22 protein-coding genes and 1 pseudogene are annotated in these 24,893 nt (G+C 72.3%); 10 read left to right on the top strand and 13 right to left on the bottom strand.

The features are described 5' to 3' along the window. Window positions 1-99 precede the first annotated feature (99 nt). Entirely contained in the window at window positions 100-423 is a 324-nt protein-coding gene (locus FB563_RS07310; RefSeq protein ID WP_055704184.1) for an STAS domain-containing protein, read from the top strand. A gap of 281 nt (window positions 424-704) precedes the next feature. Further along, window positions 705-3,149, top strand: coding sequence for an ATP-binding protein (locus FB563_RS07305; RefSeq protein ID WP_055704183.1), 2,445 nt, complete (start codon window positions 705-707; stop codon window positions 3,147-3,149). 286 nt (window positions 3,150-3,435) lie between these two features. On the opposite strand, the gene nucS is transcribed toward FB563_RS07305, so the two are convergent. Next, on the bottom strand, window positions 3,436-4,107 hold the full coding sequence (gene nucS / locus FB563_RS07300; RefSeq protein ID WP_055704182.1) for an endonuclease NucS: 672 nt from the start codon (window positions 4,105-4,107) through the stop codon (window positions 3,436-3,438). A gap of 277 nt (window positions 4,108-4,384) precedes the next feature. On the opposite strand from nucS, the gene FB563_RS07295 reads away from it, so the two are divergent. Continuing rightward, the gene (locus FB563_RS07295) at window positions 4,385-4,777 is read left to right on the top strand and encodes an SCO5389 family protein (protein WP_055704181.1); all 393 of its coding nucleotides are present in this window, start codon (window positions 4,385-4,387) and stop codon (window positions 4,775-4,777) included. Window positions 4,778-4,895: 118 nt separating this feature from the next. Here the strand turns inward: FB563_RS07295 and FB563_RS07290 are convergent, their stop codons facing one another. After that, window positions 4,896-5,924 (bottom strand): LLM class flavin-dependent oxidoreductase, encoded by a 1,029-nt coding sequence (locus tag FB563_RS07290; protein ID WP_055704180.1) that lies wholly within the window; start codon window positions 5,922-5,924, stop codon window positions 4,896-4,898. A 221-nt stretch (window positions 5,925-6,145) separates the two neighbouring features. Between FB563_RS07290 and FB563_RS07285 the strand changes: the two genes are divergently transcribed. After that, the gene (locus FB563_RS07285; protein ID WP_055704179.1) at window positions 6,146-6,478 is read left to right on the top strand and encodes a hypothetical protein; all 333 of its coding nucleotides are present in this window, start codon (window positions 6,146-6,148) and stop codon (window positions 6,476-6,478) included. 13 nt (window positions 6,479-6,491) lie between these two features. Here FB563_RS07285 and FB563_RS07280 read toward each other — a convergent pair whose 3' ends face one another. The 7 genes and pseudogenes from FB563_RS07280 to mce all read right to left on the bottom strand — a co-directional run bounded on the left by FB563_RS07280 (window position 6,492) and on the right by mce (window position 16,765). Next, window positions 6,492-7,379, bottom strand: coding sequence for an ABC transporter permease (locus FB563_RS07280; protein ID WP_142218542.1), 888 nt, complete (start codon window positions 7,377-7,379; stop codon window positions 6,492-6,494). Window positions 7,380-7,861: 482 nt separating this feature from the next. Then, window positions 7,862-9,106: pseudogene (locus FB563_RS07270) on the bottom strand (ABC transporter ATP-binding protein); the annotation flags it as partial. A 100-nt stretch (window positions 9,107-9,206) separates the two neighbouring features. Continuing rightward, complete coding sequence (locus FB563_RS07265) at window positions 9,207-9,974, bottom strand: ABC transporter permease (protein WP_055704836.1); 768 nt, start codon at window positions 9,972-9,974, stop codon at window positions 9,207-9,209. Between the two features lie 5 nt (window positions 9,975-9,979). Further along, window positions 9,980-10,933 carry an ATP-binding cassette domain-containing protein gene (locus FB563_RS07260; protein ID WP_055704835.1) on the bottom strand — a complete coding sequence of 318 codons (954 nt, stop codon included), beginning with the start codon at window positions 10,931-10,933 and terminating at the stop codon, window positions 9,980-9,982. Window positions 10,934-11,088: 155 nt separating this feature from the next. Beyond that, window positions 11,089-12,024: a coiled-coil domain-containing protein gene (locus FB563_RS07255; RefSeq protein WP_055704834.1), complete on the bottom strand. Its 936-nt coding sequence runs from the start codon at window positions 12,022-12,024 to the stop codon at window positions 11,089-11,091. Window positions 12,025-12,206: 182 nt separating this feature from the next. Continuing rightward, entirely contained in the window at window positions 12,207-16,118 is a 3,912-nt protein-coding gene (scy, locus tag FB563_RS07250; protein WP_055704833.1) for a polarized growth protein Scy, read from the bottom strand. Window positions 16,119-16,324: 206 nt separating this feature from the next. Next, entirely contained in the window at window positions 16,325-16,765 is a 441-nt protein-coding gene (gene mce / locus FB563_RS07245; RefSeq protein WP_055704832.1) for a methylmalonyl-CoA epimerase, read from the bottom strand. Window positions 16,766-16,913: 148 nt separating this feature from the next. Here mce and FB563_RS07240 point away from each other — a divergent pair, with 148 nt between their 5' ends. The 3 genes from FB563_RS07240 (at window position 16,914) to FB563_RS07230 (ending at window position 20,545) form a co-directional block, all read left to right on the top strand. Continuing rightward, the gene (locus FB563_RS07240) at window positions 16,914-18,113 is read left to right on the top strand and encodes an acetyl-CoA C-acetyltransferase (protein ID WP_079048609.1); all 1,200 of its coding nucleotides are present in this window, start codon (window positions 16,914-16,916) and stop codon (window positions 18,111-18,113) included. A 108-nt stretch (window positions 18,114-18,221) separates the two neighbouring features. Next, window positions 18,222-19,178, top strand: a complete 957-nt coding sequence (gene meaB, locus FB563_RS07235) for a methylmalonyl Co-A mutase-associated GTPase MeaB (RefSeq protein WP_055704830.1) — start codon at window positions 18,222-18,224, stop codon at window positions 19,176-19,178. Window positions 19,179-19,327: 149 nt separating this feature from the next. Continuing rightward, window positions 19,328-20,545 carry an MFS transporter gene (locus FB563_RS07230; protein WP_055704829.1) on the top strand — a complete coding sequence of 406 codons (1,218 nt, stop codon included), beginning with the start codon at window positions 19,328-19,330 and terminating at the stop codon, window positions 20,543-20,545. Between the two features lie 15 nt (window positions 20,546-20,560). Here FB563_RS07230 and FB563_RS07225 read toward each other — a convergent pair whose 3' ends face one another. From FB563_RS07225 to FB563_RS07210, 4 genes are all read right to left on the bottom strand, one after another. After that, on the bottom strand, window positions 20,561-21,037 hold the full coding sequence (locus FB563_RS07225; RefSeq protein ID WP_055704828.1) for a MarR family winged helix-turn-helix transcriptional regulator: 477 nt from the start codon (window positions 21,035-21,037) through the stop codon (window positions 20,561-20,563). A gap of 93 nt (window positions 21,038-21,130) precedes the next feature. Next, window positions 21,131-21,940 carry an AIM24 family protein gene (locus tag FB563_RS07220; protein ID WP_055704827.1) on the bottom strand — a complete coding sequence of 270 codons (810 nt, stop codon included), beginning with the start codon at window positions 21,938-21,940 and terminating at the stop codon, window positions 21,131-21,133. Continuing rightward, window positions 21,937-22,587, bottom strand: a complete 651-nt coding sequence (locus FB563_RS07215; protein ID WP_055704826.1) for an AIM24 family protein — start codon at window positions 22,585-22,587, stop codon at window positions 21,937-21,939. The genes FB563_RS07220 and FB563_RS07215 overlap by 4 nt, the downstream gene beginning before the upstream one ends. A gap of 2 nt (window positions 22,588-22,589) precedes the next feature. Next, window positions 22,590-23,222 carry an AIM24 family protein gene (locus FB563_RS07210; RefSeq protein ID WP_055704825.1) on the bottom strand — a complete coding sequence of 211 codons (633 nt, stop codon included), beginning with the start codon at window positions 23,220-23,222 and terminating at the stop codon, window positions 22,590-22,592. Between the two features lie 159 nt (window positions 23,223-23,381). Here FB563_RS07210 and FB563_RS07205 point away from each other — a divergent pair, with 159 nt between their 5' ends. From FB563_RS07205 to FB563_RS07195, 3 genes are all read left to right on the top strand, one after another. After that, on the top strand, window positions 23,382-23,732 hold the full coding sequence (locus FB563_RS07205) for a DUF3817 domain-containing protein (RefSeq protein ID WP_055704824.1): 351 nt from the start codon (window positions 23,382-23,384) through the stop codon (window positions 23,730-23,732). After that, window positions 23,729-24,022 carry an MTH1187 family thiamine-binding protein gene (locus FB563_RS07200; protein WP_055704823.1) on the top strand — a complete coding sequence of 98 codons (294 nt, stop codon included), beginning with the start codon at window positions 23,729-23,731 and terminating at the stop codon, window positions 24,020-24,022. Before FB563_RS07205 ends, FB563_RS07200 begins: the two co-directional genes overlap by 4 nt. Window positions 24,023-24,128: 106 nt before the next feature. Next, entirely contained in the window at window positions 24,129-24,881 is a 753-nt protein-coding gene (locus FB563_RS07195; protein ID WP_055704822.1) for a hypothetical protein, read from the top strand. Window positions 24,882-24,893: the final 12 nt, after the last annotated feature.

The following is a 24,893-nucleotide window of genomic DNA, read 5'->3' as shown; positions in this document are numbered from 1 at the left end:
GGTATCGGTTCGCTTACAAACAGCAACCGCACCACCACTCACACAGTCAGACGTTGCAACGTCACGGAGTACGCCAACCGCACTCAACGGGGAGCGCATATGCATATCAGGGGCGACCACGCCGAGCTGGTCGTCGGGGGCCGCCTCGACGTCCGCAGCGCGGCGGACGCCCGTACGGCCCTGCACACGGCCGTCGACACCGGAGTCGGCGACCTGGTGCTCGACCTGTCCGAACTGGACTCCTGGGACGCCACCGGACTCGGGGTGATCATGGGTGCCCATCGGCGGGCCGGCCGCTGCGGGCGCCGTCTGGTGCTGCGCGGTGTCCCGCCGCAGATGCAGCGCCTGCTGGTCGCCACCCGGCTGCACCGCATCCTCGCCATCGAGGGCGGCATCGGGGTGGAGTCGCTGCCCCGGGTGTAACGCCACGAGCAGGTGGGAAACGGGCGACGCGGGAGACCCGGGCGCAGCCGTCGAAGCGCGCGACGCGGGCAATCCTCACCGGACTGTGATGTCTCGGACCGCACGGCACCCCACCCTGTCGGAGATACTGAGCGAAGGTTTAGGGTTCGGTCGCCCGCCGCCTCGCAACCCTCGACCGAGCGGGCCCGGACCAGAAGCGACAGCGCGGTGTGCGACAAGGCCGGGAGGGGCCGACATCACGGGCACACGACGCTTTTGGGGGGTTTGAACCCATGGAACCCATGGACCCGATCCACCGGGGATCCGAGGAGCACGGCCAGGCCGCGAGCCGCCGGCCGCCCCGGGAATCCCTGACCTCCGACTTCGGTCAGAGCACGCCCGCGCTCGCCCGTACGGCGCACCTCGTGACGGGCGACCTGCTGCTGACCGTGAATCCCGTCGACGGCAGCGAGATAGAACCCTGCCCGCCCATCGAGCGACCGGAGCGGCCCCGCAAGCGCACCGCCACCGAGCGCGCCGAGGCCGAGCGTGCCGCCCGGCCCCCCGTGCCGCCGGGCCCCGCCCAGCCGTCGCTCTCCCTCCTGGAGCGCCAGGACGAGCGCGAGCGCCTGGTCCGGCTGCTGGCCCGCGGCCGTTCGGTACGGCTCACCGGGCCCGGCGGCTCCGGCCGCAGTGCCCTGCTGGACCTGGTCGCCGAGGACTGCCTGGACCTCGCCCCCGACGGCGTGGTGCGCCTGAACGGCTTCCACCGCACCGTGGGCGACCTCCTGTACGACCTCTTCCACGCCGTGTACGACGCCCCGCGTCACCGCCCCGACCCGGACGAACTGCGCGCCTACGTCCGCGAGATCGGCGCGGTCGTCGTCCTGGACGACATCGACTTCGGCGGCGCCGCCCTCGACGAACTCCTCGACGCCACGCCCGAGTGCGCCTTCCTGATCGGCGCCACCCCCGACGTGCCCGCGCCCTCCGAGGGATCCGAGGTCGAGGAGGTCTTCCTCGCCGGCCTCGACCGCGCCGGCGGGGTGGAGATCCTGGAGCGGACCGTCGGCCGGGTCCTCACCGAGGAGGAGGCCAACTGGGCCGGCGACCTGTGGTTCGAGTCCGAAGGGCTGCCGCTCAGGTTCGTCCAGGCCGGCGCCCTGCTCCGGCAGCGCGAGGAACTGCGGGCCAGCACCGGAGCCGTGGACGAGTACGGCGTCTTCGAGGACGTGCGCCCGCCGGGCGAGCCGTCCCTGGAGCCGGCGGACGAGGTCCCGCTGCCCTCCCTCGGCGAGGCCGCCGCGCCCGCCCCGCTGCTCGCCTCCCGGCTCAGCGCCTCCGCGCGCGCCGCACTGCGTTTCGCCGTCGCCCTCGGCGGCGAGGTGCCGCACCAGGCGCACCTGCCGGCGCTGATCGGGGACACCCACGCCGACGCCGCCCTCGGCGAGCTGGCCGCCTGCGGACTGGTCTCGCCGGTCGGCGGCCGCTACCGGCTCGCGGCCGGTGTGCAGACCCAGCTGGAGGCCGCCGGGTACGCCGACGACGCCCCGGCCCAGGCGCTGGCCGCCGCCGAGCACTACGCCTGGTGGGCCGGGCATCCCTCGGTCACTCCCGAGCGGGTGTGCGCGGAGGCGGACGCGATCCTGGCCGCACTCGCCGCGATCGTCCCGCTCCCGGCTCCGTCCGCCGAGGGCGAGGAGAGCTGCGCGGTACGGCTCGCCCGCACGGCCGCGCCCGCGTTCGCCGCCGGGCTGCACTTCAGCGCCTGGGAACGGGCACTGCGCTCCGGCGCGGAGGCGTCCCGGGTGGCCGGTGAGGTATCCGATCAAGCCTATTTCCACCACGAGTTGGGTGTCCTCGCGCTCTGCGCCGGCCAGCTCGACCGGGCCCGCGCCGAGTTGGAGGCGTCCATCGGGCTGCGCGGGGCGCTCGCCGACAAGCGGGGCACGGTCGCCGGGCGCCGGGCGCTCGCGCTGGTCGCCGACCGCTCGGGTGACGTACCGGGTGTCCCGGTGTCGGCGGGGGAGGAGCTGCCGGAGGTACGGCAGGAGGAGTCGGCGCCGCCGCCGTACGTGCCCGTCGGCGACCCCCTGGTCACCCACCGGCTCCCGGCCGCCGGCACGCAGCGGGGCGGGGGCTTCCGGCAGCTGGCCCGCCGCAACCTCGTCGCGGTCGGCTCCGGGGCGCTGCTCGCCGCCGTGCTGGGTACGGTCGTCACTCTGGGCATGACGTCCAACGAGAACGCCGACAAGAACCCGGCCGGCAAGGTCGACGTCAACCCCTCGGCGAGCCAGGACCCGTCCGACGGCACCCTGGGCGCCGACCCGAACCAGACCCCGCCGGCAGGCGCCGGTTCGGCCCGGCCCGCCACCCGCGCCACGAACCCGGGCCCCGACGGCACGTACGGCACGACGGACGACCCGACCCCGACCCAGCCGGTCACATCCCCCTCGGCCGACCCGAGCCACACCAAGGGCACGGGCGGCGGGGGTACGACCCCGACACCGTCCAAGTCCCACACGACCAAGCCGGGTTCACCGCCACCGACGACACCCTCCGGGGGCAGCACACCGCCCTCGACCCCGCCGACGTCCTCCTCATCGACCACGCCACCCCCGACCCCGACGGGCGGTACGACCCCGTCCACGACGGACACGGCAAGCGGCCCGGCGTCCAGCAGCCCCGCGAGCGCGTCCCAGAGCGCGGGCACGGGAACACCGAGCGGCTCGGGCACGGTGATGTGAAACGGCCACCGCGCACCCATCCTGGGCGCGTGGTGGCCCTCGCCTCCTGGGCCGTCGTCGACCGCGATCCGCTGCCCGCCCCATCCACGCCGCTTCCCTGTTTCCGCCCCGACGGCGCCCAGCCCGTACGGCGGTGTTCGGCGGTGCCCCACGGGCCTCAGGCCGGTTCGGCACCGCCGGTCACCGCCGTCGTGGCTGAACGCCGTCGCGGCGGGGAAGAGATCAGCGGCGGGGAAGACATCCGCGGCGCTGGGGGAGACGAGCCCAGCGGCGCGACACCGCTCGCTCAGAACAAGCGGAGCTTGTCGTCCTCGATGCCGCGCAGGGCGTCGTAGTCGAGGATCTGGCAGTCGATGCCGCGGTCGGTGGCGAGGACGCGGGCCTGGGGCTTGATCTCCTGCGCGGCGAAGATGCCGCGGACCGGCGCCAGATGGGGGTCGCGGTTCAACAGGTCGAGGTAGCGGGTGAGTTGCTCCACACCGTCGATCTCGCCCCGGCGCTTGATCTCCACCGCCACCGTCCGGCCGTCCGCGTCCCGGCACAGGATGTCCACCGGCCCGATGGCCGTCATGTACTCGCGGCGGATCAACGTGTATCCCTCGCCGAGCGTCTCGATGCGGTCGGCGAGCAGCTCCTGCAGGTGCGCTTCCACGCCGTCCTTGATCAGACCGGGATCCACGCCGAGTTCGTGCGAGGAGTCGTGGAGGATCTCCTCCATCGTGATGATCAGTTTCTCGCCCGCTTTGTTGACGACCGTCCACACGCCCTCGTCCTCGCCCGCGCCCTCCTTCAGCGTGCAGGGCGGCGACATCCAGTTGAGGGGCTTGTAGGCCCGGTCGTCGGCGTGGATGGAGACGCTGCCGTCCGCCTTGACCAGGATCAGGCGGGGCGCCGAGGGCAGGTGGGCGGTGAGCCGGCCGGCGTAGTCGACCGAGCATCGGGCAATGACGAGACGCATGGTCGGCAACGCTACTCGACGCCCCTCGGTGCGCGCGATTCGCCCGCCCCGCTCCCGATCGATCGCCCCAATTGTCCCTGGAAACTCTTGTTCATCCCTGGCCGATTGTGCCCGTAAAGGGACCGTTCCATATACGCATTCTGCTGGTGTGGTCACCTACGGTTGCCTACCGTAGTAAACGGGAGGTCGCGACCCGTGTACTGAGCGTGTTCGAAATAGCGAACCTCCCCTTTCTGTCCGGCAACCCCTGCTCTTCGGGGGTGCGAGAGGAGTACCCATGTCGCTCGACGTCTCACCGGCCCTACTCGAACAGGCCGAGCGAGGCGAGGTCGACGAAGCAGAATTCGTCGACTGCGTCCGGACCTCCCTGCCCTACGCGTGGGAGATGATCAGCTCCCTGGTGGCCCAGCTGAAGGTCGACGGCGGACCGTTCGCCGACAACCAGACGCCCCCGCCGGACGAGCAGGCACGCGGTCAGCTGCTGCGTGCGCTCGCGAGTGACGCCATCCGCGGCGCCCTGCAGCGGCACTTCGGTGTGCGGCTGGCCTTCCAGAACTGCCACCGGGTGGCGGTGTTCCCGCTGGACGCCTCGGTGGACGAGACGTTGGCCCGCTTCACCTCGGTACGCAGCCAGTTGCTGAACCAGTCGCCGGAACTCCGGGACTGCTGACGGGGCAGCCCGGGTACGGCAGACGCTGTGAGCCGCTTGCTTGCCGCTCCACCCGCGGGAGGTGCATTCAGTGCTGGGGCGGCAAGCCCCCGAGGCGGCCCGGGAGTCGGCCGGCGGCTCAGCGCAGCTGGGGCAGCACCTCGGCGCCCAGCCGCCGCAGGTTCTCCTCCGTCGCGGCGAGATCGCCCGAGCCCTCCACCAGGAGGGCGAAGCGGGAGATGCCGGTGCGCTCCGAGGTGGCCGCGAGCCGGTCGGCGGCCAGCCGCGGGGTGCCCACCGGGTGCAGCCCGCAGAGCAGTTCGGTGTAGGCGTAGGGGTCGCGCATCGCGCGCTCCCGGCCGTCGACCGTCACATGCGCCTCCAGGCCCTGCTTCAGCCAGCCCGGCATGGCCTTCAGGAGCGTCTCCGCCGCGTCCGTGCGCCGGTCGGCGAGCTGGCACACCCCGGCCGAGACATGCCCGGCGCCCGCGATTTCCTCGGCCGCCCGGCCCGCCGCCCGGGCGCAGCGCCGCCACAGGGCGACCATCTCGGCCTTTTCCTCGTCCCCGACGTGCATGCCGAGCAGCATCGGCAGCCCGCGCTCGGCGGCCAGCCGCACGCTCGCCGGGGAGGTGCACGCGACGACGACCTCGGGGCCCGGGATCTCCGTCAGCGCCTCCGACGGGCGGGGCACGACCGGCACCTCGCGGAAGCTGAACCGCTCGCCGGACGCCGCGACCCGCGGCTCGCTCAGCCAGCGCAGCAGCAGATCGAGTGACTCCGGGAATCCGTGTTCGTACGCCTCCAGGCCCGCGCCGAAGACCTCCAGGTCCACCCAGGGTCCGCCGCGGCCCACGCCCAGCGTGAACCGTCCGCCGCTCGTCAGGTGCAGCAGCGCGGCCTGCTCGCCGAGGGCGACCGGGTGGGCGGTGGGCAGTACGCTGACCGCCGTGCCGACCCGGATGCGGCGGGTGCGGCCGAGCAGCAGGGCGGCCAGGGTGACGGCGGACGGGCACGTGCCGTACGGCACGAAGTGGTGCTCCGCCAGCCACACGGCGTCCAGGCCGGCCTCCTCGGTGACCTCCGCCGAGCGGACCGCCCGGTGCAGGGCCTCCCCGGGGCCCTGGCCCGGGAACTGGGCGCCCAGCACAAAACTTCCTACGTACATCGCATTTCCTGCTTCCTTGGCTCCGGCTCGGAGCTCCCCCACCCGGCATAACCGTCTGACACGTGCCCAGGACACGGCCCGGCGGAGAGATTTGCGGATTGTCTGCAGAATGGGTCGCCCTGGAGGGGGACTTGTACGGGTTGGTTCCGTACCCGTACCCCACTTGGCGGCGCGTAGGCTGGAGACAGCCGTGCTTCCTGTATAGCCCCGAGAGGTGTCCCGTGTCCCCGCGTCGCAACCGACCGAAGGCAGCCGGATCGTCGGGCCGGAGCGCCGAGGACGACCACGCCGGCCGGTACGGCGGCTGGCAGTCGACCGAGAGCTGGCAGGGCGAGGAGTGGAGCGTGCGCCATGTCGCCGGGGCGAGCGCGGAGGGCAAGACCTACCGCTGCCCGGGCTGTGACCAGCTGATCCCCTCCGGGGTCCCGCACGTGGTGGCCTGGCCTCAGTACGCGGGCGTGGACGACCGCCGCCACTGGCACAAGGCGTGCTGGAACGCGAAGGACCGCCGCACCACCCGGGTGCAGCGGTCCCGTAACGCGCCGAGGTTCTAGGAGCCGGCCGGCCTCACACGTCCCGCTTCTGCAGCAGCGCGACGGCGCCGGCGAACGCGGCCGCCGACAGGCCCAGCATGATCCACAGCGGGTCCCAGCCGTTGGGGCCGGAGCGGCTCAGGGTGTTGTCGTAGAAGCAGCTCATCTGGCTCGGGATGGAGTACTCCAGCAGCCACTGCCGCACCTTGTCCAGGGACTGCGAGGCCATGAACAGCGCGATCACCAGCGGGGCCAGCACCGCGCCGATCATGATGGTGATGGCGCCCGCGGAGTGCCTGATGATCGACCCGATGAGCAGCGAGAACAGTCCGAGCAGCGCGATGTAGAGGCTGATGCCGACGGTCCCCTTGAGCCATTCGCCGGTGGAGGGGGTGCCGGCGCCGCCGACTCCTTCCAGCATGGACGCCTGGACCATGGCCACGAAGCCGGAGGTGGCCAGTGTGACGACGAAGGCGACGAGGAAGAACACGATCGACTTGGCGGCGAGCACCCGGATCCGGCTCGGGCACGCGGTCATCGTCGTACGGATCATGCCGGTGCCGTACTCCGATGCCGTGGTCAGTACGCCGAGCGTGATGATGCACATGCTGCCGAGGAGCAGGCCGAAGAAGCCGAACTGCAGGGGGTCCTGGTCCGTCAGGCTCTCCGAGCCGGAGTTGGACTTGACCACGGAGGCGGCCATCAGGCCGATGCCGAGGACGAGCACCACGAACACGCCGAGCGTCCAGATCGTCGACCGCACCGACTTGATCTTGGTCCACTCGGAGGCCAGCGCGTGCCCGAGGTGGGTGCGCACGACCGGGATCGGCGAGGTGTAACCGGGGTACGACCCGCCGGGCGCCGCCTGCCAGTCGGGCGCGACGGCCGGGGCCTGCGGCATCGGGGGCTGGTGGGTGCTCATCGGGCGTCCTCGGGCTTGGTCAGGTCGGCGGGGGCGGGGGCGGGGGCGGCGGCCGGGGCCGGGGGAGCGGCGGCGGGCGCCTGCTGCGGCGGAGCCGGGGCCGAAGCGCCCGGCTGGGCCTGCGGGGCCGCGGCCGGCGTCTGCGGCTGCTGTGGCGCCGGGGCCTGCTCCGGGGCCTGCGGGGTGGCTGTGGCCCCCGAGACCGCGCCCAGCGCCATGGTCTGCGGGGCCTGGGCCTGCGGCGCCGGTGCGGCCGGTTGCGCCTGCGGCGCGGTGGGGGCCGAGGGCCCGCCCTGCGCCTGCGAGCCGTCCTGCGCCGGAGTCCCGGCCGACGGCTGCGGGGCCTGCGGGGTGGCTGTGGCCCCCGAGACCGCGCCCAGCGCCATGGTCTGCGGGGCCTGGGCCTGCGGCGCCGGTGCGGCCGGTTGCGCCTGCGGCGCGGTGGGGGCCGAGGGCCCGCCCTGCGCCTGCGAGCCGTCCTGCGCCGGAGTCCCGGCCGACGGCTGCGGGGCCGAGACCGCGCCCAGCGCCATGGTCTGCGGGGCAGGTGCCTGCGCCTGCTGGGCGTACGGGTTGGGGGCGTCGGCGGCCGGGCCGGAGGGGGCGCCGTGACCGGCCGCCTGCGGGGCGCCGTAGCCGCCCGCCTGGGGGCCGCCGTACGGCCCGGCGGGCGCCTGCGGCATCGCGAACGGCTGGCCGCCCTGCTGGGGCGGCGGCGGGGCGTACCAGCCGGGCTGGCCCTGGCCGGGGACCGGCAGGGGCGGCTGGGCGCCCGGCGGCAGCGGCTGCTGCAGGCCCGCCTTCTGGTCGATGGTCGAGCGGTAGTCCACGGCGCCCTGCGTCATGCGCATGTACGCCTCCTCCAGCGAGGCCTGGTGCGGCGACAGCTCCCACAGCCGCACGCCCGCCTCGTGCGCGAGGTCGCTGATCCGGGGCAGCGGCAGCCCGGTCACGCGCAGCGCGCCGTCCGGCTCCGGCAGCACATGGCCGCCCGCCTCGGCGAGCGTGGTGCCGAGCTTCTCGCGCAGCTGCGGCTCGGTGTCCGGGGTGCGCACCCGGGCGAAGTCGGCGGAGTTCGCCGAGATGAAGTCCTTCACGCTCATGTCGGCGAGCAGCTGGCCGCGTCCGATGACGATGAGGTGGTCGGCGGTGAGCGCCATCTCGCTCATCAGGTGCGAGGAGACGAAGACGGTGCGGCCCTCGGCGGCCAGGGCCTTCATCAGGTTGCGGACCCAGAGGATGCCCTCCGGGTCGAGGCCGTTGACCGGCTCGTCGAACAGCAGCACCTGCGGGTCGCCGAGCAGCGCGGCGGCGATGCCGAGGCGCTGTCCCATGCCGAGCGAGAAGCCCTTGGACCGCTTGCGCGCCACGTCCTGCAGCCCGACCACGCCGAGCACCTCGTCCACCCGCCGGGCCGGGATGCCCGACAGCTGGGCGAGGCTCAGCAGATGGTTGCGGGCACTCCGGCCGCCGTGCACGGCCTTGGCGTCGAGCAGCGCGCCGACCTGGCGGGGGGCGTTGGGCAGCTTGCGGTACGGATAGCCGCCGATCGTCACCGACCCGGACGTGGGATTGTCCAGCCCGAGGATCATCCGCATCGTCGTCGACTTTCCCGAGCCGTTCGGCCCGAGGAAGCCGGTGACGGCACCCGGCCGCACCTGGAAGGAAAGGTTGTACACGGCGGTCTTGTCGCCGTAGCGCTTGGTCAGGCCGACAGCCTCGATCATGCTCCGCACCCATCGAAAGGTTCAGGACAGCGGGGACCCGCCCCCGTAAGGGTTAGGAGGATATCGGGGCGCTGACGGTTCCGCCCAAGAGAAAGTAAAGCTATGCGTCCCGGTTCTTGAGCACTGCGTAACCGCCGACGAGCGCGGCGATCACCCACAGCACCATGATCCCGAGCCCGCCCCAGGGCCCGTACGGCGTGTCGTCGGCTCTCGGGACGACCTGCATGATCCGGCTGCCCGCCTGGTCGGGCAGGAACCGGCCGATCTTCTTGGTGGCGTCGACGTTGCCGAGAATGTTCGAGATCAGGAAGAAGAACGGCATCAGGATGCCGAGAGAGAGCATCGGCGAGCGCAGCATCGCCGCGACGCCCATGGAGAACGTCGCGATCAGCACCATGTAGAGCCCGCCGCCGACCACCGCGCGCAGGACGCCCGGATCGCCGAGCCGGGCCCGGTACGGGCCGAGCACCGCCTGGCCGAGGAAGAACGCGGCGAAGCTCGTGGCCATGCCGACCGCCAGCGCGAGCGCGCCGGCCACCGCGATCTTGCCGAACAGGAAGGCCGCACGCTGCGGTACGGCGGCCAGCGAGACCCGGATCATGCCGGTGCTGTACTCGTTCGAGACCACCAGCACCCCGAACACGATCAGGGCGAGCTGGCCCAGGCTCATGCCCGCGAAGCTGACGTAGGTCGGATCGAACGACAGCTGGTCCTGCACCGGCATCGAGGCGAAGTCGCCGCGCGAGAGCGCGGAGATGAGCATCCCGAGGGCGATGGTGACCAGCACGGCCAGCGACAGCGTCCACACCGTGGACGCCACCGACCGGATCTTGGTCCACTCGGACCGCACGACCTGCATCGCCGCCATGGCCGTCAGACCCCCTTCCAGCCGGCGCCCCAGTCCTGCCCGGTGAGCCCCGGCCCGCCCTGCGCGTGGTACTCCACCGCCTGCGCCGTCAGCCGCATGAACGCCTCCTCCAGCGAGGCCTGCTGCGGGCTCAGCTCGTGCAGCACGATCCCGTGCCGCGCCGCCAGCTCACCGATCCGCTCGGCCTTGCCGCCCGCCACCTCCAGCACGCCCCCGCCGGCCTCCACGACGGTGATCCCGTCCTCGTGCAGCACATCGAGCAGCCGCTCGCGCTGCGGGGAGCGGATCCGGACGTAACCGCGCGAGTTCTCCCGGACGAAGTCGGCCATGGACGTGTCCGCCAGCAGCCGTCCCTGCCCGATGACCACGAGATGATCGGCGGTCAGCGCCATCTCGCTCATCAGGTGACTGGACACGAACACCGTTCGCCCCTGTGCGGCCAGCGATTTCATCAGGTTCCGGATCCAGTGGATGCCCTCCGGGTCCAGCCCGTTGACCGGCTCGTCGAACATCAGGATCCGCGGCTCCCCGAGCAGCGCCGCCGCGATCCCCAGCCGCTGCCCCATGCCGTACGAGAACCCCTTGGCCTTCTTCCGCGCCACCGCGCCGAGCCCCACGGTGTCCAGCACCTCACCCACGCGGTGCCTCGGGATGCCGTTGCTCTGCGCGAGACAGAGAAGATGGTTGTAGGCGCTGCGCCCACCGTGCACGGCCTTGGCGTCCAGCAGCGCGCCGATGTACGTCAGCGGGTCCTTGAGCTGCTCGTAGTGCTTGCCGTCGATCCGGACGTCACCGGCGGTGGGGTGATCGAGCCCGAGGATCATCCGCATGGTGGTGGACTTCCCGGCCCCGTTGGGCCCGAGGAACCCGGTCACCACCCCGGGCCTGACCGCGAAGGTGAGATGGTCGACCGCCACCTTCTCCCCGTACCGCTTGGTCAGCCCCTCCAGCTCGATCATGCGGCCACGCTAAAACGGGAGAAAGCCCCCCGCCACTTGAAGGCAGGGGGCTTCGAAGGCGCGCCCCGAAGGGGCGCGGGGCCGAGTCGATATGCGGCTCCGCCGCGTGGGCGCGACCAGCCACAACGGACCCGCAGATGCCCCGCAACCCGAAGTTACCGGGACTGCTGCGCCGGCACCCCACGAGAGATGGGCTCGTCGTCACCCGGCGTACCGGCGGCAGCCACCGCCGCACCGGTCAGCGTCGCCAGCATCTCCCGGACGTTCGTCAGCTGGGCGTTGATCGAGTCGCGGCGGTTGGTCAGCGCGGCGAGCTCGCGCTCGGATTCCGAACGGATCCGGTCGGCCTTGGCGTTGGCGTCGGCCACGATGTCCTCGGCCTGGCGCTGGGCGGTCTCCACCGTCTGGCGGGCGCGGCGCTCGGCGTCGGTGCGCAGCTTCTCGGCCTCCAGCCGCAGCTGCTCGGCGCGGTGCTCGATCTCGGCGAGGCGCTTCTCGGCCTTCTGCTGACGCGAGGCCAGGTCGCGCTCGGACTGCTCGCGGCGCTTGGCCAGGTTCGTCTCGAAGTCGGCGGCGGCCTGCGCGGCCTTGGCGCGGGTCTCCTCGAAGAGGGCGTCCGCCTCCTCGCGCTTGGACTGCGCGTCCTTCTGCGCCTCGGCGCGCAGCTGGGCGGCGTCGCCCTTCGCCTTCTCGACGATCCGGACGCCCTCGTCCTCGGCCTTGGCCTTGCGCTCGGCGGCGTAGGACTCGGCGTCGTTGCGGACCTGCTGGGCCGCGGACTCGGCGAGGTCGCGGTGCTGTTCGGCCGCCCGCCGGGCCTCCTCACGCAGCTCCTTGGCCTCTTCCTCGGCCAGCCGCAGGATCTTCTCGACCCGCGCGCCGAGACCCGCGTACGACGGCTCGGCGTCGGTGACCTGGGCCTGGGCGTTCTGCGTCTCGAGGTGGAGCTCCTCGATGCGCTTCTCCAGGGCGGTGATGCGGGCGAGGGCGCTGTCACGGTCGGAGACGAGCTTGGAGATACGTTCGTCCACCTGAGCGCGGTCGTACCCACGCCGCACAAGCTCGAAGCCGTAGGGGGAAGTGTCGCTCATGGGGTTCCTGTCAATGAGACCGGTGAGGTGATAAGGGGAATCCTAGGGGCCGAAGCGGTGTGTCATCGAGCGGATACGGTTTTGATCTGGAGAATGGCACCTCTTTTGAGTGGCTGACCGCCGGACGGCTTGCCAACGAGTCGGGCAAAGCCCCCAGACGTTACCGGAACGCACCGCTCAGGTTAGCCGTCTGACGACTTGCCACCCGATCGGGGGGCGCCCACCGTCGCGCCGGCCTTGACCGAGCCGTCCTTGCCGGGCGGCGCCTCGAAGGACTCCAGCGCCTCCAGGACGTCCTGGACCCGGGAGATCTCGGCGTTGATGTCCTCGCGCCGGCGCACCAGGATCTCCAGCTCGCGCTTGCCCTCCTCGACCGTGCGCCGGGCCTCGCGGATCGCCTCGGCCTTGAGCTCCTCGGCCTCCTTGACGAGGCTGGCCTTCTTCTGCTCGGCCTCCTTGAGCAGCCCCTCCGCCTTCTTGACGGCGGCGATGCGCACCTTGCCCGCCTCGGAGTTGGCCTCCGAGAGCAGCTCCTTGGCCTTCGCCTCCGCCTTGGCCAGCTGCTCCTCGGCGGCCTTGATGAGCGCGTCGCAGCGGTCGCCGGTGGACTTCATCGTCTCGGCGGCCTCGCGGCGGGCCCGCTCGTGCAGCTCCTCGATCTCGGCGGTGATGCGGTCGCGAAGCTCCTCCGCGCGCTCCCGGATCGCGGTCGCGTCCCGGCGGGCCCCGACCAGCAGCTCGTCGGCGTCCGTACGGGCCTTCTCCACCAGCGAGTTGCCGTCGATCGTCGCCTCGGAGACGATCCGCTCGGCCTCGCTGCGGGCCGCGCCGACCATCGTGTCGGCCTGCGACTCGGCGTCCGCGGTGGTCTTCAGCGCCTGCTCCTGCGCCTCGCTGAGCAGCTTGTCGACCTCGGCCGTGGTCTCGGTGATGAGCGTGTCGACCTGCTCGGCCGCCTCCGAACGCCGCTTGTTGGCCTCCTTGCGGGCCTCGTCCAGGGTCCGCTCGGCCTCCTCGCGTGCGGAGCCGACCAGCCGCTCGGCCGTGTCCTCCGCGTCCGCCTTGAGCTGCTCGGCCTCCGCCCGCAGCCGCTCGGCGTGCGCCTGCGCCGAGCCGACCGTCTCGGCGGCCTCCGCGCGCAGCCGCTCGGCCTCGCCGGTGGCGTCCCCGATGAGCTGCTCGGCGGCCGCCAGGGCCTCCGCGCGCACCCGGTCCGCCTCGGCGAGGGCCTCCGTGCGCACCCGCTCGGCCTCGGCGGCGGTCTCCGTCTGCAGCCGCTCCGCCTCGGCGATCGTCTCGGTCTGCAGCCGCTCGGCCTCGCTGCGGGCCTCGGTGATGAGGGTGTCCGCCTGGGTCGCCGCGTCGGAGCGGATCCGGTTGGCGTCCTCGCGGGCGTCCGCCCGGGTCCGGGCGGCGGCCTGGTCGGCCTCGGCGAGGGCGTCCGAGGCCTCGGTGCGCACCCGCTGGGCGTAGTCGCCGGCGTCCGCGCGCAGCCGCTCGGACTCCGCCATCGCCTCCGCGACCGTACGCTCGGCCAGCGCCTTGGCGGCCTCCGACGCCTCGTTCGCCTCGCGCCGGACGCGGCTCGCGTCCTCGCTCGCCCGCTCCCGCTCGGCGTAGGCGTCGGCGCGGACCCGGTCCGCCTCCTCCTCGGCCTCCCGCCGGGTACGGTCCGCCGCGTGCTCGGCGGCCGACCGCAGCCCGGCGATCTCCTCCTGCGCCTGCTCGTGCAGCCCGGCGACGGAGTCCCGCACCTGCTGGGCGTGCTGCTCGGCGGCGGACACCATCTCGGTGGCGCGCCGGTCGGCCTCCTCGACCAGCCGGGTCGCCTCGGCCTGCGCCTCCTCCACGCGCGCACGCGCTACGGCCAGCAGCTCCTCGCTCTGCTCGCGGGCCCGCAGCCGCTCCTGGTCGGCCTCCTCGCGGGCCGAACCGAGGGTCTCCTCGGCCTCGCGGCGGCGCCGGGCGGCCTCCTCCTGGGCGGCGGCCAGCGTCTCGGACGCCTCGGCGCCGAGCCGCTCGGCGGCGGCCTGCGCCTCCGCGCGCACCCGGTCGGCGGTGTCCTGGGCCTCCGCCTTCAGCCGCTCGGCCTCGGCGGCGGCCTCGCTGCGCAGCCGTACGGCGATGGCCTCGCCCTCGGCGCGGGAGGCGGACGCGTCGGACGCGGCCTCGGTGCGCAGCCGGTCCGCCTCGGCCTCGGCCTGCTGCTGGAGCGTGCGGATCCGGTCCGCGGCCTCGGTGCGCAGCCGCTCGGCCTCCTCGGCGGCCTCGCGGCGGATCCGGGCGGCCTCCTCGCGGGCGTCCGTGAGCGCCTGCTCGGCCGACTCCAGCCGGTCCTGCGCCTCGGCCTGCAGCCGCGCCAGCTCCTCGGCGGCCTCGGCACGGCGGGCCTCGACGGCGCGCTCGGTCTCCTCGCGCAGCTCACGCGCGGCCCGCTCGGCGTCCGCCTTGACCGACTCGGCCTGCTCGTCGGCCTCGGCGCGCAGCCGCTCGGCCTCCTTGCGGGTCCGGTCCAGCGTCTCCTCGGCCTGCCGGCGCAGGCTGGTGGCCCGCTCGATGGCCTCGGTGCGGACCTTCTCGCTGTCGGTGGTCGCCTTCTGCCGCAGCTCGTCGGCGTCCGCCTTGGCCTTGGCCAGCAGCTCCTCGGCGGACCTGGCCGCCTCCTCGATCTGTGCGACCGCCTCGCGGCGGGCCTCGGCACGGATCGACTCGCCCTCGGCGACCGCGTCGGCGCGCAGCTGCTCGGCCTCGCCGCGCAGCCGGCGGGCCTCCTCCTGCAGCTCGACCGTCTTGGCGCGGTACTCCTTGGTGTCGTCCTTCGCCGCGCCCTTGAGCTGCTCGGCGATGTCGTGCGCCTCGGCCCGCAGCCGGTCCGCCTCGGCCTCGGCCTCGGTGCGGATCCGCTCGGCCTCCTCGGCGGCGGCCCTGGTGGTCCGCTTGGCCTCCTCGGACGCCTTGTTGAGCACGTCCTCGGCGGTCTTGGCCGCCTTGGACAGCTGGGTCGCGCTCTCCTCGGCGGTGATCGTGCGGGCCTTCTCGGCGGCCTCGGCGACGATCTTCTCGGCCTCGGCACGGGCGTCGGCGACCAGCTGCTCGGCCTCGGACCGGGTGGTCTCGGCCTCCTTGGTGGCCTCCTCGACCAGCCGGGCGACCTGCTCCTTCGCGGTGCGCGTGCGGGCCTCGCCCGCGGCCTCGGCGCTGGAGAGGGTCTTGGCGGCGGCCTGCTCCGCCTCCGTGACCAGCTTCTCGGCCTCGGTCTGCGCCTTGCGCAGTGCCTCCTCGGCCGCCGCCATCCGCTCCTCGGCGGCCCGGCTCAGCTCGGCGGCCTGCCGGCGGGCGCTGTCCGACTCGCCGGCCGCGTCGGTGCGCAGCCGCTCGGCGTGGTCGGTGGCCTCCTGGGCCTGCTGGGAGGCGGCGTTCAGCAGGCGTTCTGCGTCCGTGCGGGCGCGGCGCAGGATCTGCTCGGCCTCCGAGCGGGCCGTCTCGGCGTCGCTCTGGAGCCGCTCGCGGGCCTCCCGGGTCAGCCGCTCGGCCTCGGCGCGGGCGGTGGCCAGCGCCTGCTCGGCCTCGGCGCGGGACTCCTCCAGCAGCCGGCGGGCCTGCTGTTCGGTGCGGGCGCGCAGCTGCTCCGCCCAGGCCACGTTCTCGTTGACGTGCGACTCGACGGTGGCGCGGCGCTCGGCCAGCTCCTGGTCGAGCTGCTGGCGCCGGGTGATCGCCTCCTGGTGCAGTTCGGCCTGGAGCCGGGCGGCCTGCTCGGCGTGTTCCTGCAGGATGCGCTGGGTCTGCGCGCGGGCCTGGCTCAGCTCCCGCTCGGCGTCCTGACGCAGCTGGTCGGCCTGCATCTGGGCATTGCGGAGCAACTGCTCGGCCTGATAGCCGATGTCACCGCCGTCGAAGGCGGGCCGGGTCATCAGGGTGCGGCGCGCCTCGTGCAGCTTGGCGCGCAGCACCTCGACCTGGTAGCCGAGGTCCTCGGCGTGCTGGATCGCCTTTTCCCGCTCGGTCTTCAGCCGCTTCATCTCGGCCTCGAACCGAGAGAGGTGGTCGACGTCAGCCGCCGGCTCTCGCTCCTGGCTCTCGTAGCCCCGCACTGCGCGGTCCCATCCGTCCCCTGGTCAGCTTCTCCAACGAGCTCCGTCCATCCGCCGAACGGGGCCCCCGGGGAATGGTGTCAGACAGACGGCGGAGCACGGGCTGCTGCCCCGACGCTCGTCCCCCGAAACCCGGACCCCGGCATGCGGTCGTCCCGGTTTGAGGGACGACCGCCCCCAACCCTACCGGCCCTTATGTACGGGGGTCAGTGCTCAGGGGACTCAACCGGGGCCGAAGTGACCAGTTCTGTGAGCACGCCATGGCAATCCTTGGGGTGCAGGAAGGTGATCCGCGACCCCATGGAGCCGCGTCGTGGCTCGTCGTACAGCACGCGTACGCCCTTGTCCCGGATGTCCGCGGCGTCCCCGTCCACGTCGGCGGTGCCGAAGGCGATGTGGTGCACGCCCTCGCCGTTCTTCGCCAGCCACTTGCCGACCGCGGAGTCCTCGCGGGTCGGCTCCAGCAGCTGGAGGTAGGAGGCGCCGCCGTCCGAGGTCTCGTTGATCTTGAGCATGGCCTCGCGCACGCCCTGCTCCTCGTTGACTTCGGTGTGGAACACCTCGAAGCCGTAGGTGGCCCTGTAGAACTCGACGGTGGCGTCGAGGTCGTGGCAGGCGATCCCGATGTGGTCGATTCGCGTCAGCATGGATTCAGTGCAGCGCTACGGCGGTGGTTACGCAACGTGCGAGCGATCACACTGACAGCCCGATGACGGCACGGAGTGCCATCAGTACATTCGAAGTAAACCCTCGTTCACTCCTCGGCTGTGCAGGCCGGTAAGGGGATCGCAGCTCATGCCTTCTGGAACGACCAGCTCGGTCATCGTCGCGGGCGCGCGTACGCCCATGGGACGACTGCTGGGCTCCCTCAAGTCCTTCTCCGGCGCCGACCTGGGCGGCTTCGCGATCAAGGCCGCCCTCGACCGTGCGGGGATCGGCGGCGACCAGGTGCAGTACGTCATCATGGGCCAGGTGCTCCAGGCCGGCGCCGGGCAGATCCCGGCCCGCCAGGCCGCCGTCAAGGCCGGCATCCCGATGAACGTCCCGGCGCTCACCATCAACAAGGTGTGCCTCTCCGGCCTCGACGCCATCGCGCTGGCCGACCAGCTGATCCGCGCCGGCGAGTTCGACATCGTCGTGGCCGGCGGCCAGGAGTCCATGACCAACGCCCCGCACCTGCTGCCGAAGTCCCGCGAGGGCTTCAAGTACGGCGCGGTCCAGATGCTCGACGCCATGGCGTACGACGGCCTGACCGACGCCTTCGAGGGCATCGCCATGGGCGAGTCCACGGAGAAGCACAACACCCGCCTCGGCATCAACCGCGCCGAGCAGGACGAGATCGCCGCCCTGTCCCACCAGCGGGCCGCGGCCGCGCAGAAGAACGGCCTGTTCGAGGCCGAGATCACCCCGGTGGAGATCCCGCAGCGCAAGGGCGACCCGGTCCTGTTCAGCAAGGACGAGGGCATCCGCGGCGACACCACCGCCGAGTCCCTGGGCAAGCTGCGCCCGGCCTTCAGCAAGGAGGGCACGATCACCGCGGGGTCGAGCTCCCAGATCTCGGACGGTGCGGCGGCCGTGGTCGTGATGAGCAAGGCCAAGGCCGAGGAGCTGGGTCTGCACTGGCTCGCGGAGATCGGCGCCCACGGCAACGTGGCCGGACCGGACAACAGCCTGCAGTCCCAGCCGTCGAACGCCATCCTGCACGCCCTGAAGAAGGAGGGCCTGGAGGTCTCCGACCTCGACCTCATCGAGATCAACGAGGCCTTCGCCGCGGTCGCCGTGCAGTCGATGAAGGACCTCGGCGTGTCCACCGAAAAGGTGAACGTGAACGGTGGTGCGATCGCCCTGGGCCACCCGATCGGCATGTCCGGCGCCCGGCTCGTGCTGCACCTGGCGCTGGAGCTCAAGCGGCGCGGCGGCGGGATCGGCGCGGCCGCGCTGTGCGGTGGCGGCGGCCAGGGTGACGCGCTGATCGTGCGGGTACCGAAGGCGTGAGCACCCTCGGTGTGCGCACCAGCTCGGTGTGCGCACCTGTACGTCTGCGTGCGCGTCTGTACGTCTGCGTACGTGTTTGTACGTCTGTGAACTGAACGGAGCTGTTTGATGCAGGACGTCTCCTCTCTGGTGGCCCAGGCCAGGGAAGGCCGGCCGCGGGCCGTGGCCCGGCTGATCTCCCTGGTGGAGGGGGCGTCCCCGCAGCTCAGGGAGGTCATGGCGGCGCTGGCCCCGCTGACCGGCAACGCGTACGTGGTCGGCCTGACCGGCTCCCCGGGGGTCGGCAAGTCGACCTCGACCTCCGCGCTCGTCACGGCGTACCGCAAGCAGGGCAGGCGGGTCGGCGTCCTGGCCGTCGACCCGTCCTCGCCGTTCTCCGGCGGCGCCCTGCTCGGCGACCGGGTGCGGATGTCGGACCACGCGTCGGACCCCGGGGTCTACATCCGCTCGATGGCCACCCGAGGCCACCTGGGCGGCCTGGCCTGGGCCGCCCCCCAGGCGATCCGGGTCCTCGACGCCGCCGGCTGCGACGTGATCCTGGTCGAGACGGTCGGCGTGGGCCAGTCGGAGGTGGAGATCGCCTCCCAGGCCGACACCTCGGTCGTCCTCCTGGCCCCCGGCATGGGCGACGGCATCCAGGCGGCGAAGGCGGGCATCCTGGAGATCGGCGACGTCTACGTCGTCAACAAGGCGGACCGGGACGGCGCCGACGCCACCGCCCGCGAACTGAACCACATGCTGGGCCTCGGCGAGTCCCGCGGCCCCGGCGACTGGCGCCCGCCGATCGTGAAGACGGTCGCGGCCCGCGCAGAGGGCGTCGACGAGGTCGTGGAGGCCCTGGAGAAGCACCGCGCGTGGATGGAGGAGCGCGGTGTCCTCGCGGAGCGCCGCAGGGCCCGGGCGGCCCGCGAGGTGGAGACCATCGCGGTGACGGCCCTGCGCGAACGCATCGGCGACCTGCACGGCGACCGCCGCCTCAGCGCGCTCGCGGAGCGGATCGTCGCGGGCGAGCTGGACCCGTACCGCGCGGCGGACGAGCTGGTGGCCGGCCTGACACAGAGCTGAACCCGCTCGCCAACTCGACGATGCCGCTGGTACGTTGACGGACATGTTCCTCACCTTGGCGTAGAGCGCACCCCGGACCGCGAGGCCCTGAACGACCGGCCCTCGCGTCCTTCGGTGTCCCCTCTTCCGCCTCCACCAGAGGAACCCGCATGTCGACGCATGCCCCTTCGCGGCCCTCGTACGCCGCCGTGCTGCGCCTCCCGCACGCGCGCCGCACCTTCACCTCCGCCCTCACCGCCCGCCTGTCCTACGGCACGGTCTCGCTGGCGGTGATGCTGTCCGTCACCCGGGCCACCGGCTCCTACGCCGTCTCCGGCGCCGTGCTGTCCCTGTTCGGCGCCACGACGGTCTTCCTGATGCCGCTCAGGGCGGCCTTGATCGACCGGCACGGCGCGCACCGCGCGCTGCCGCCCATGGCGATGCTCTACGGCGCCCTGCTCTGTGTGCTGGCCGCGCTGACCTGGCGCCCCGGGGCGGCGCCGGCGCCCATCGCCGCGGCGGCGGCCCTCGCGGGCGCGTGCGCGCCGCCGCTGGGACCGACGATGCGTGCGGTGTGGGCCGCACTGGCCGTGGATCCGCAGATGCTGAGCCGCGCCTACAGCCTGGACGGCGTCGCCGAGGAACTGCTGTACGTCTCCGGTCCCGTCCTGGTCGGCGTGCTCACCGGCTGGGTCCCGCCGGCTGCCGGGATCCTGCTGAGCGCGCTGCTGATCGTGGGCGGCACCGGGGTCTTCGTCACCTCCCCGGTGATCCCCGGTCCCCGTGGCGCCGCCCCCGGGAAGAGGCGGGGCGTCCCCTCGGGACTGCCGGTGCCGGTCGCCGTGGCCACGGGCGCGGGGCTGGCGCTCAGCGGCGTGGATCTGCTGGTGATGGCCTTCGCCGCACAGCGGTCGTACGACTCCGCCGTGGTGCCCTGGGTCCTGGGCGCGCTCTCGGCGGGCAGCGCGGTGGGCGGCCTGCTCAACGGAGCGGTCCGGTGGCGGGCACCGGCCCGGGTCCGCCTGTGCGGGTTCGCGGTGGCCCTCGGCCTGGTGATCGCGGCGGCGGGGCTGGCACCCGGCCTGTGGACCCTCGCCGGGGTCATGGCGATCGCCGGAGCGTTCATCGCCCCCACGCTCACCACGGCCTACCTCGTGGCCGACGAAACGGCACCCGAGGGTGCGCGTACCCAGGCGGGCGCCTGGGTCAACACCGGCGTGAACGCGGGGAGTTCGGTGGGCGCGATGGTGACGGGGCTGCTGATCGGACGGGTGCCGCTCGGGGTGTGCTTCCTGCTGGCGGGCGGGGCGGCCGTGCTGCCCGCCGTGGGGGCGTGGCGCCGTCGCCGGCACAGCACACCCACCCCCCGCCCGGCCACCGCACCCTGAGCCGTTGAGCCGGGCTCAGGGACGCCCCCGCTGCCCCCGCAGATGCTCGGCGATGGGCTTCAGCGCCTTGTCCAGTTCGTACAGCGCCTCCGGCGACAGCAGATCAATGAAGTGCCGTCGCACGGAGGCGACATGATGTGGCGCCACCTTCTTCATCGTGTCCATGCCATGTTCGGTCAGCACGGCGTACAGTCCCCGCCGATCGGACTCGCAGTTCTCGCGGCGCACCAGGTTCGCGTTCTCCATGCGCGTGATCTGGTGCGACAGCCGGCTCTTGGACTGCAGCGTCGCGGAGGCCAGGTCGCTCATCCGCATGCGCAGGTCGTCCGACTCGGAAAGGTTCACAAGGATCTCGTAGTCGTTCATAGTCAGGCCGAACGGCTGCAGGTCCTTCTCGAGCTGGTACGTCAACAGCCTGTTGACCTCCAGGTGGGTGCGCCAGGCGCACTGCTCCGCATCGGTCAGCCAGCGCGTGGCCGTCTCGGTCTCCATGAATGAAGTCTACCTAAGGAAGTTGAATGCCGAACTACTTTGGGTGGTGTGACAGTGCGCACGCGTTCGATGTCACCCTCCGCAGACTACCGCTCACAGCCCGAAGCGGCGCTGGAGGTCCCCCAGCTGTCCGGGAAGGCGCGGTGCGCCCGACGGTTGCCGACCGTGTCCGTCCGGTGCCGCTCCGCCACCTCCGGGCACCCCCGGTTCGGACGGAACCACACCCGTCGCCGCCTCCTCCATGAGCGTCTCCGTCGACTGCAGCAGGACCGTGCCGGCGCCCACGAACTCGAACTGGTGCTCCTCCCCGGATACCCCGCCCAGGCCCGTCATTGCACGTAGACCGCCCAGTACACCCGTCAGATATCCGTGGTCGTAGTGATGGCACGGCGACGGGCAGTCGGCCCACCCGACGAGCGCCTGCGGGTCGACCCGGATCGGAGGTTCCATGAACACCACCGGACCGTTAGATGCGGCCACGAACTTTCCGGTTCCGATCAGGGTCAGAAAGCCCGGCACGATCGATTGCTTGAGCGCGAGACTTGGCTGAAAAGCGAGCAGGTTGCCCGCGCGAATGGTCAAGTTCCCGTCGTCCAGGTCGTAGGAGTTGACGTCGAACGCCCGGTCGGCGAGCAGCATCTTGCCCGACCCGGCTGCCACGACCCAGTCGCTCGCGTGCAGTGGCGAATGGAACGAGGTACGGACGAGCCGGTCGAGTCGGCCGTGCCCGATGCCGTTGAACTCGATCGCCCCGTAGTAGGCGATCATCTTCCCCTTCTGCAGGAACCACTGCCCGCTCTTGAGCTCGACGCAGAACGTGTACGGGTTCACGTTGTCGTCGGCGGGCAGTGTCATCGGGTCGTGCACCACCGGCCCGGCGCCCGGGGTTCCGTACGCGCTCACAGCTTCTCCTCCGAGGCCTGGACGTACACCGTGCCGCTGCCGCTCAGCTCCAGCTGGAAGGCCTCGCCGGAGCCGCGGCCCACCATCTCGCGCCAGCCGAGCGCGGCGGACAGCTTGTTGCGGACCTCGCCGTGGTGGGCGACGTAGGCCTGCGGGTCCACGTGGACCGGGCGCTGGGGGGTGATCGGGATCTCGAAGACGCCGCCGTGCGCCATCACCGCGACGGAGCCCTGACCCTGGAGGGTCGTGGTGAACAGCCCCTGGCCGGTGACCTGGCCCCGGACCAGGCCCATCACCCCTCCTTGCGAGCCCATGAACATCGTGCCCTGCCGGAGCGTGCCCTCGAAGGCGAGCAGGCGGTCGGCCTCCACGCAGAGGGTGTCGCCGGAGAGGTGGATGACGTGGACGTGGTGGCCGCCGTGCCCGAAGAAGACGGTGCCGCTGCCCTCCACCGTCATCAGCGGGGTCGCCTCGCCCGTCACCCGGCGCCCGATCATGGACATGAGCCCGCCCTGGCCACCCTGGATGTTCGGGGTGAAGGACACGTCCCCCTTGTACGCGAGCATCGCCCCGCGCTGACTGAACAGCCGCTGCCCGGGCAGCACCGCCGCCTCGACCATCTTGGAGTTGATCTCCCGGAACGCCATGGCTACAGATCCCCCGCGATCGTGTTCCGCTCGCTCGGCTGCACGTACACCAGTCCGTCGCCCTCGAAGCGGATCTGGAAGGCCTCGCCGCCGCCCTCCCCGAGAAAGGTGCGGAACGTCACGCCGGACTGGAAGGACTGCCGGACGCTGCCCTGGTGGGCGATATAGGCACCCGGGTCGACGATCAGCGGGTACTGCGGACTGACCCGGAGCACGACCGCCGGCCCGTCGGACAGGAGTGCCGCCTGGCCGTGCCCCTCGACGGTCGTCGTGAACAGCCCGTTGCCCTGTGAGGCGCCGCGCAGTCCCGTGAACGTCGTGCCCGTGCGCAGCCCCGCGTCGGTCGCCAGCAGGTTGCTCGACTCCACGTACAGCTTGTCGCCCTGGAGGGCGACCAGGTTGATCTCCGAGGCCCGGTCCGCGAACCAGCACGTGCCGTGCCCCTTCACCTCCATCACCGTCATCTGCTCGCCGGTGAGCCGCCGGGTCACCATCCCGCGCAGCCCCTCGCCCCCGCCGGTGAGTTTCCTGAAGCTCATCTGCCCGTCGTACGCGACCATCGAGCCGTTCTTCGCCTTCACGGCGTCCCCGGTCATGTCGACGGCGAGCACCTTGCTGCCTTGCAGTCGGAACATCGCCACGCAGCGAAAGTAGCGGCGCCGCGGGTGGACGGAACAGAGCCCGTGGGTGGACACGGACCCTGAACGGACCCCTAGGGCCGCCGTTTGCCACAATGGGGGACGCTTGTGCTTCCGTTCACAAATTGTGGACGTCTCTCCCACCGAAGGTGACCAGTGGACCTCAAGACAGCCTCCGCCATCCGCCGCCTCCGCCTCATCTCCGTGCCGGAGGGCATCTCCTGGATCGTTCTCGCGACCTGCACGGTCATCAAGTACACGGTCGACTCCGGAGTCAACGTCGCCCCGGTGCTGGGCCCGATCCACGGCGTGCTGTTCATCCTCTACGTGATCTTCTGGGCCGACGCCTGGAACCGCACCAAGTGGAACAAGGGCAAGGCGACCCTCTACTTCGCCTACTCGGTCATCCCGTTCGGCGGCTTCATCATCGAGCGCGCCCTGCGCCGCGAGGCCGAGGACGCCGTGATCGCGGCCCGCGCCCGCAAGGAAGGAATCGTGAACGCGTGATCGTCGCCTTCTCCGTGACGCCCCTCGGCGTCGGCGAGGACGTGGGGGAGTACGTCGCCGACGCCGTCCGCGTGGTCCGTGAGTCGGGGCTGCCCAACCGCACCGACGCCATGTTCACCTCCATCGAGGGCGAGTGGGACCAGGTCATGGACGTCGTCAAGCGCGCCGTCGCCGCCGTGGAGGCGCGCGCCCCGCGCGTGTCGCTCGTCCTCAAGGCCGACATCCGCCCCGGCGTGACCGACGGACTCACCTCCAAGGTCGAGACCGTCGAACGGCACCTGGCGGGGTAGTCGGCCCCCTTTTGAGCGGTCGCAGGCGGAGGTGTACGTTCCCCTCCGGATCATCCGAATCATCCGAGCGATCGCTCAACTTCACGTTCTGGCCTGGGGGAACACCATGGGTCTCTACCGAGAGACACACATACGCGCCGACCTCGACGAGCTGTGGGCGCGCACCCAGGACCCCGCCACGCGCCTGCGCTGGGACCTCCGCTTCGCCTCGATCGACCCGCTGCCGCCCGTGGCGGGCGAGCCGCGGCGCTTCACCTGCGCCTGGCGCGTGCTGCCGCTCTTCACCGTGCCCGGCGCCGGCGTCGCCGCCGGTGAGAGGGACCGCCCCGACGGCACGCGCGTGTGCGCCCTGCGTTTCTCCTCCTCGCACCCGCTCTCCCCGATCGCCGAGGCGAGCGCCTACTGGCGTTACGTGCCCGACGCTCAGGGCGTGCGCCTGCTCACCGGGTACGAGTACCGCGCACGCGGGGGCGCGTTCGGGGCGGTCGCCGACCGCCTGGTGCTCCGGCCGCTGACCGGCTGGGCGACGGGGTGGTCCTTCGACCGGCTCCGGTTGTGGATCGAGCGGGGGATCACCCCCGAGCGGGCCCTGGTCAACTGGCTCGTCGAACTGGCGGTCCGCGCCTTTGTCCTCACGGTGTGTCTGACCGGTCTGGGGCTGGAGTCCCTGCTGCGGCTCTTCGGCTCCTTCGCGGACACCGTGGCGTATCTGTGCCCGCTGGTGCTGGTGGTCGCCGGGTCGCTCGCCGTGTTCAAGGCCCCGTCCGCGGGGACACCGGCGGCTCGGCGGTGCCTGCGGGCGCCGGTCACTCAGGCGCGCACGCCTCGGGTGCTGCGCAGGCTCGAGGCGTACGGGTGACAGCCCCGCGCC

Origin of the sequence: Streptomyces puniciscabiei (genome assembly GCF_006715785.1) — a bacterium.
GTDB lineage: Bacteria > Actinomycetota > Actinomycetes > Streptomycetales > Streptomycetaceae > Streptomyces > Streptomyces puniciscabiei.
This window is presented reverse-complemented; position numbering and strand designations above follow the sequence as displayed.

Excerpts from the sequence above, each read along its gene's own strand:
- FB563_RS07225 (WP_055704828.1), bottom strand. The coding sequence starts at position 21,037 with ATGGAGACCGAGACGGCCACGCGCTGGCTGACCGATGCGGAGCAGTGC.
- FB563_RS07240 (WP_079048609.1), top strand. The coding sequence starts at position 16,914 with ATGCCTTCTGGAACGACCAGCTCGGTCATCGTCGCGGGCGCGCGTACG.
- mce (WP_055704832.1), bottom strand. The coding sequence starts at position 16,765 with ATGCTGACGCGAATCGACCACATCGGGATCGCCTGCCACGACCTCGAC.
- FB563_RS07290 (WP_055704180.1), bottom strand. The coding sequence starts at position 5,924 with ATGTACGTAGGAAGTTTTGTGCTGGGCGCCCAGTTCCCGGGCCAGGGC.
- FB563_RS07210 (WP_055704825.1), bottom strand. The coding sequence starts at position 23,222 with ATGTTCCGACTGCAAGGCAGCAAGGTGCTCGCCGTCGACATGACCGGG.
- FB563_RS07195 (WP_055704822.1), top strand. The coding sequence starts at position 24,129 with ATGGGTCTCTACCGAGAGACACACATACGCGCCGACCTCGACGAGCTG.
- FB563_RS07265 (WP_055704836.1), bottom strand. The coding sequence starts at position 9,974 with ATGGCGGCGATGCAGGTCGTGCGGTCCGAGTGGACCAAGATCCGGTCG.
- FB563_RS07295 (WP_055704181.1), top strand. The coding sequence starts at position 4,385 with ATGTCGCTCGACGTCTCACCGGCCCTACTCGAACAGGCCGAGCGAGGC.
- FB563_RS07305 (WP_055704183.1), top strand. The coding sequence starts at position 705 with ATGGACCCGATCCACCGGGGATCCGAGGAGCACGGCCAGGCCGCGAGC.
- FB563_RS07230 (WP_055704829.1), top strand. The coding sequence starts at position 19,328 with ATGTCGACGCATGCCCCTTCGCGGCCCTCGTACGCCGCCGTGCTGCGC.
- FB563_RS07260 (WP_055704835.1), bottom strand. The coding sequence starts at position 10,933 with ATGATCGAGCTGGAGGGGCTGACCAAGCGGTACGGGGAGAAGGTGGCG.
- FB563_RS07255 (WP_055704834.1), bottom strand. The coding sequence starts at position 12,024 with ATGAGCGACACTTCCCCCTACGGCTTCGAGCTTGTGCGGCGTGGGTAC.
- FB563_RS07310 (WP_055704184.1), top strand. The coding sequence starts at position 100 with ATGCATATCAGGGGCGACCACGCCGAGCTGGTCGTCGGGGGCCGCCTC.
- FB563_RS07280 (WP_142218542.1), bottom strand. The coding sequence starts at position 7,379 with ATGAGCACCCACCAGCCCCCGATGCCGCAGGCCCCGGCCGTCGCGCCC.
- FB563_RS07215 (WP_055704826.1), bottom strand. The coding sequence starts at position 22,587 with ATGGCGTTCCGGGAGATCAACTCCAAGATGGTCGAGGCGGCGGTGCTG.
- meaB (WP_055704830.1), top strand. The coding sequence starts at position 18,222 with ATGCAGGACGTCTCCTCTCTGGTGGCCCAGGCCAGGGAAGGCCGGCCG.
- nucS (WP_055704182.1), bottom strand. The coding sequence starts at position 4,107 with ATGCGTCTCGTCATTGCCCGATGCTCGGTCGACTACGCCGGCCGGCTC.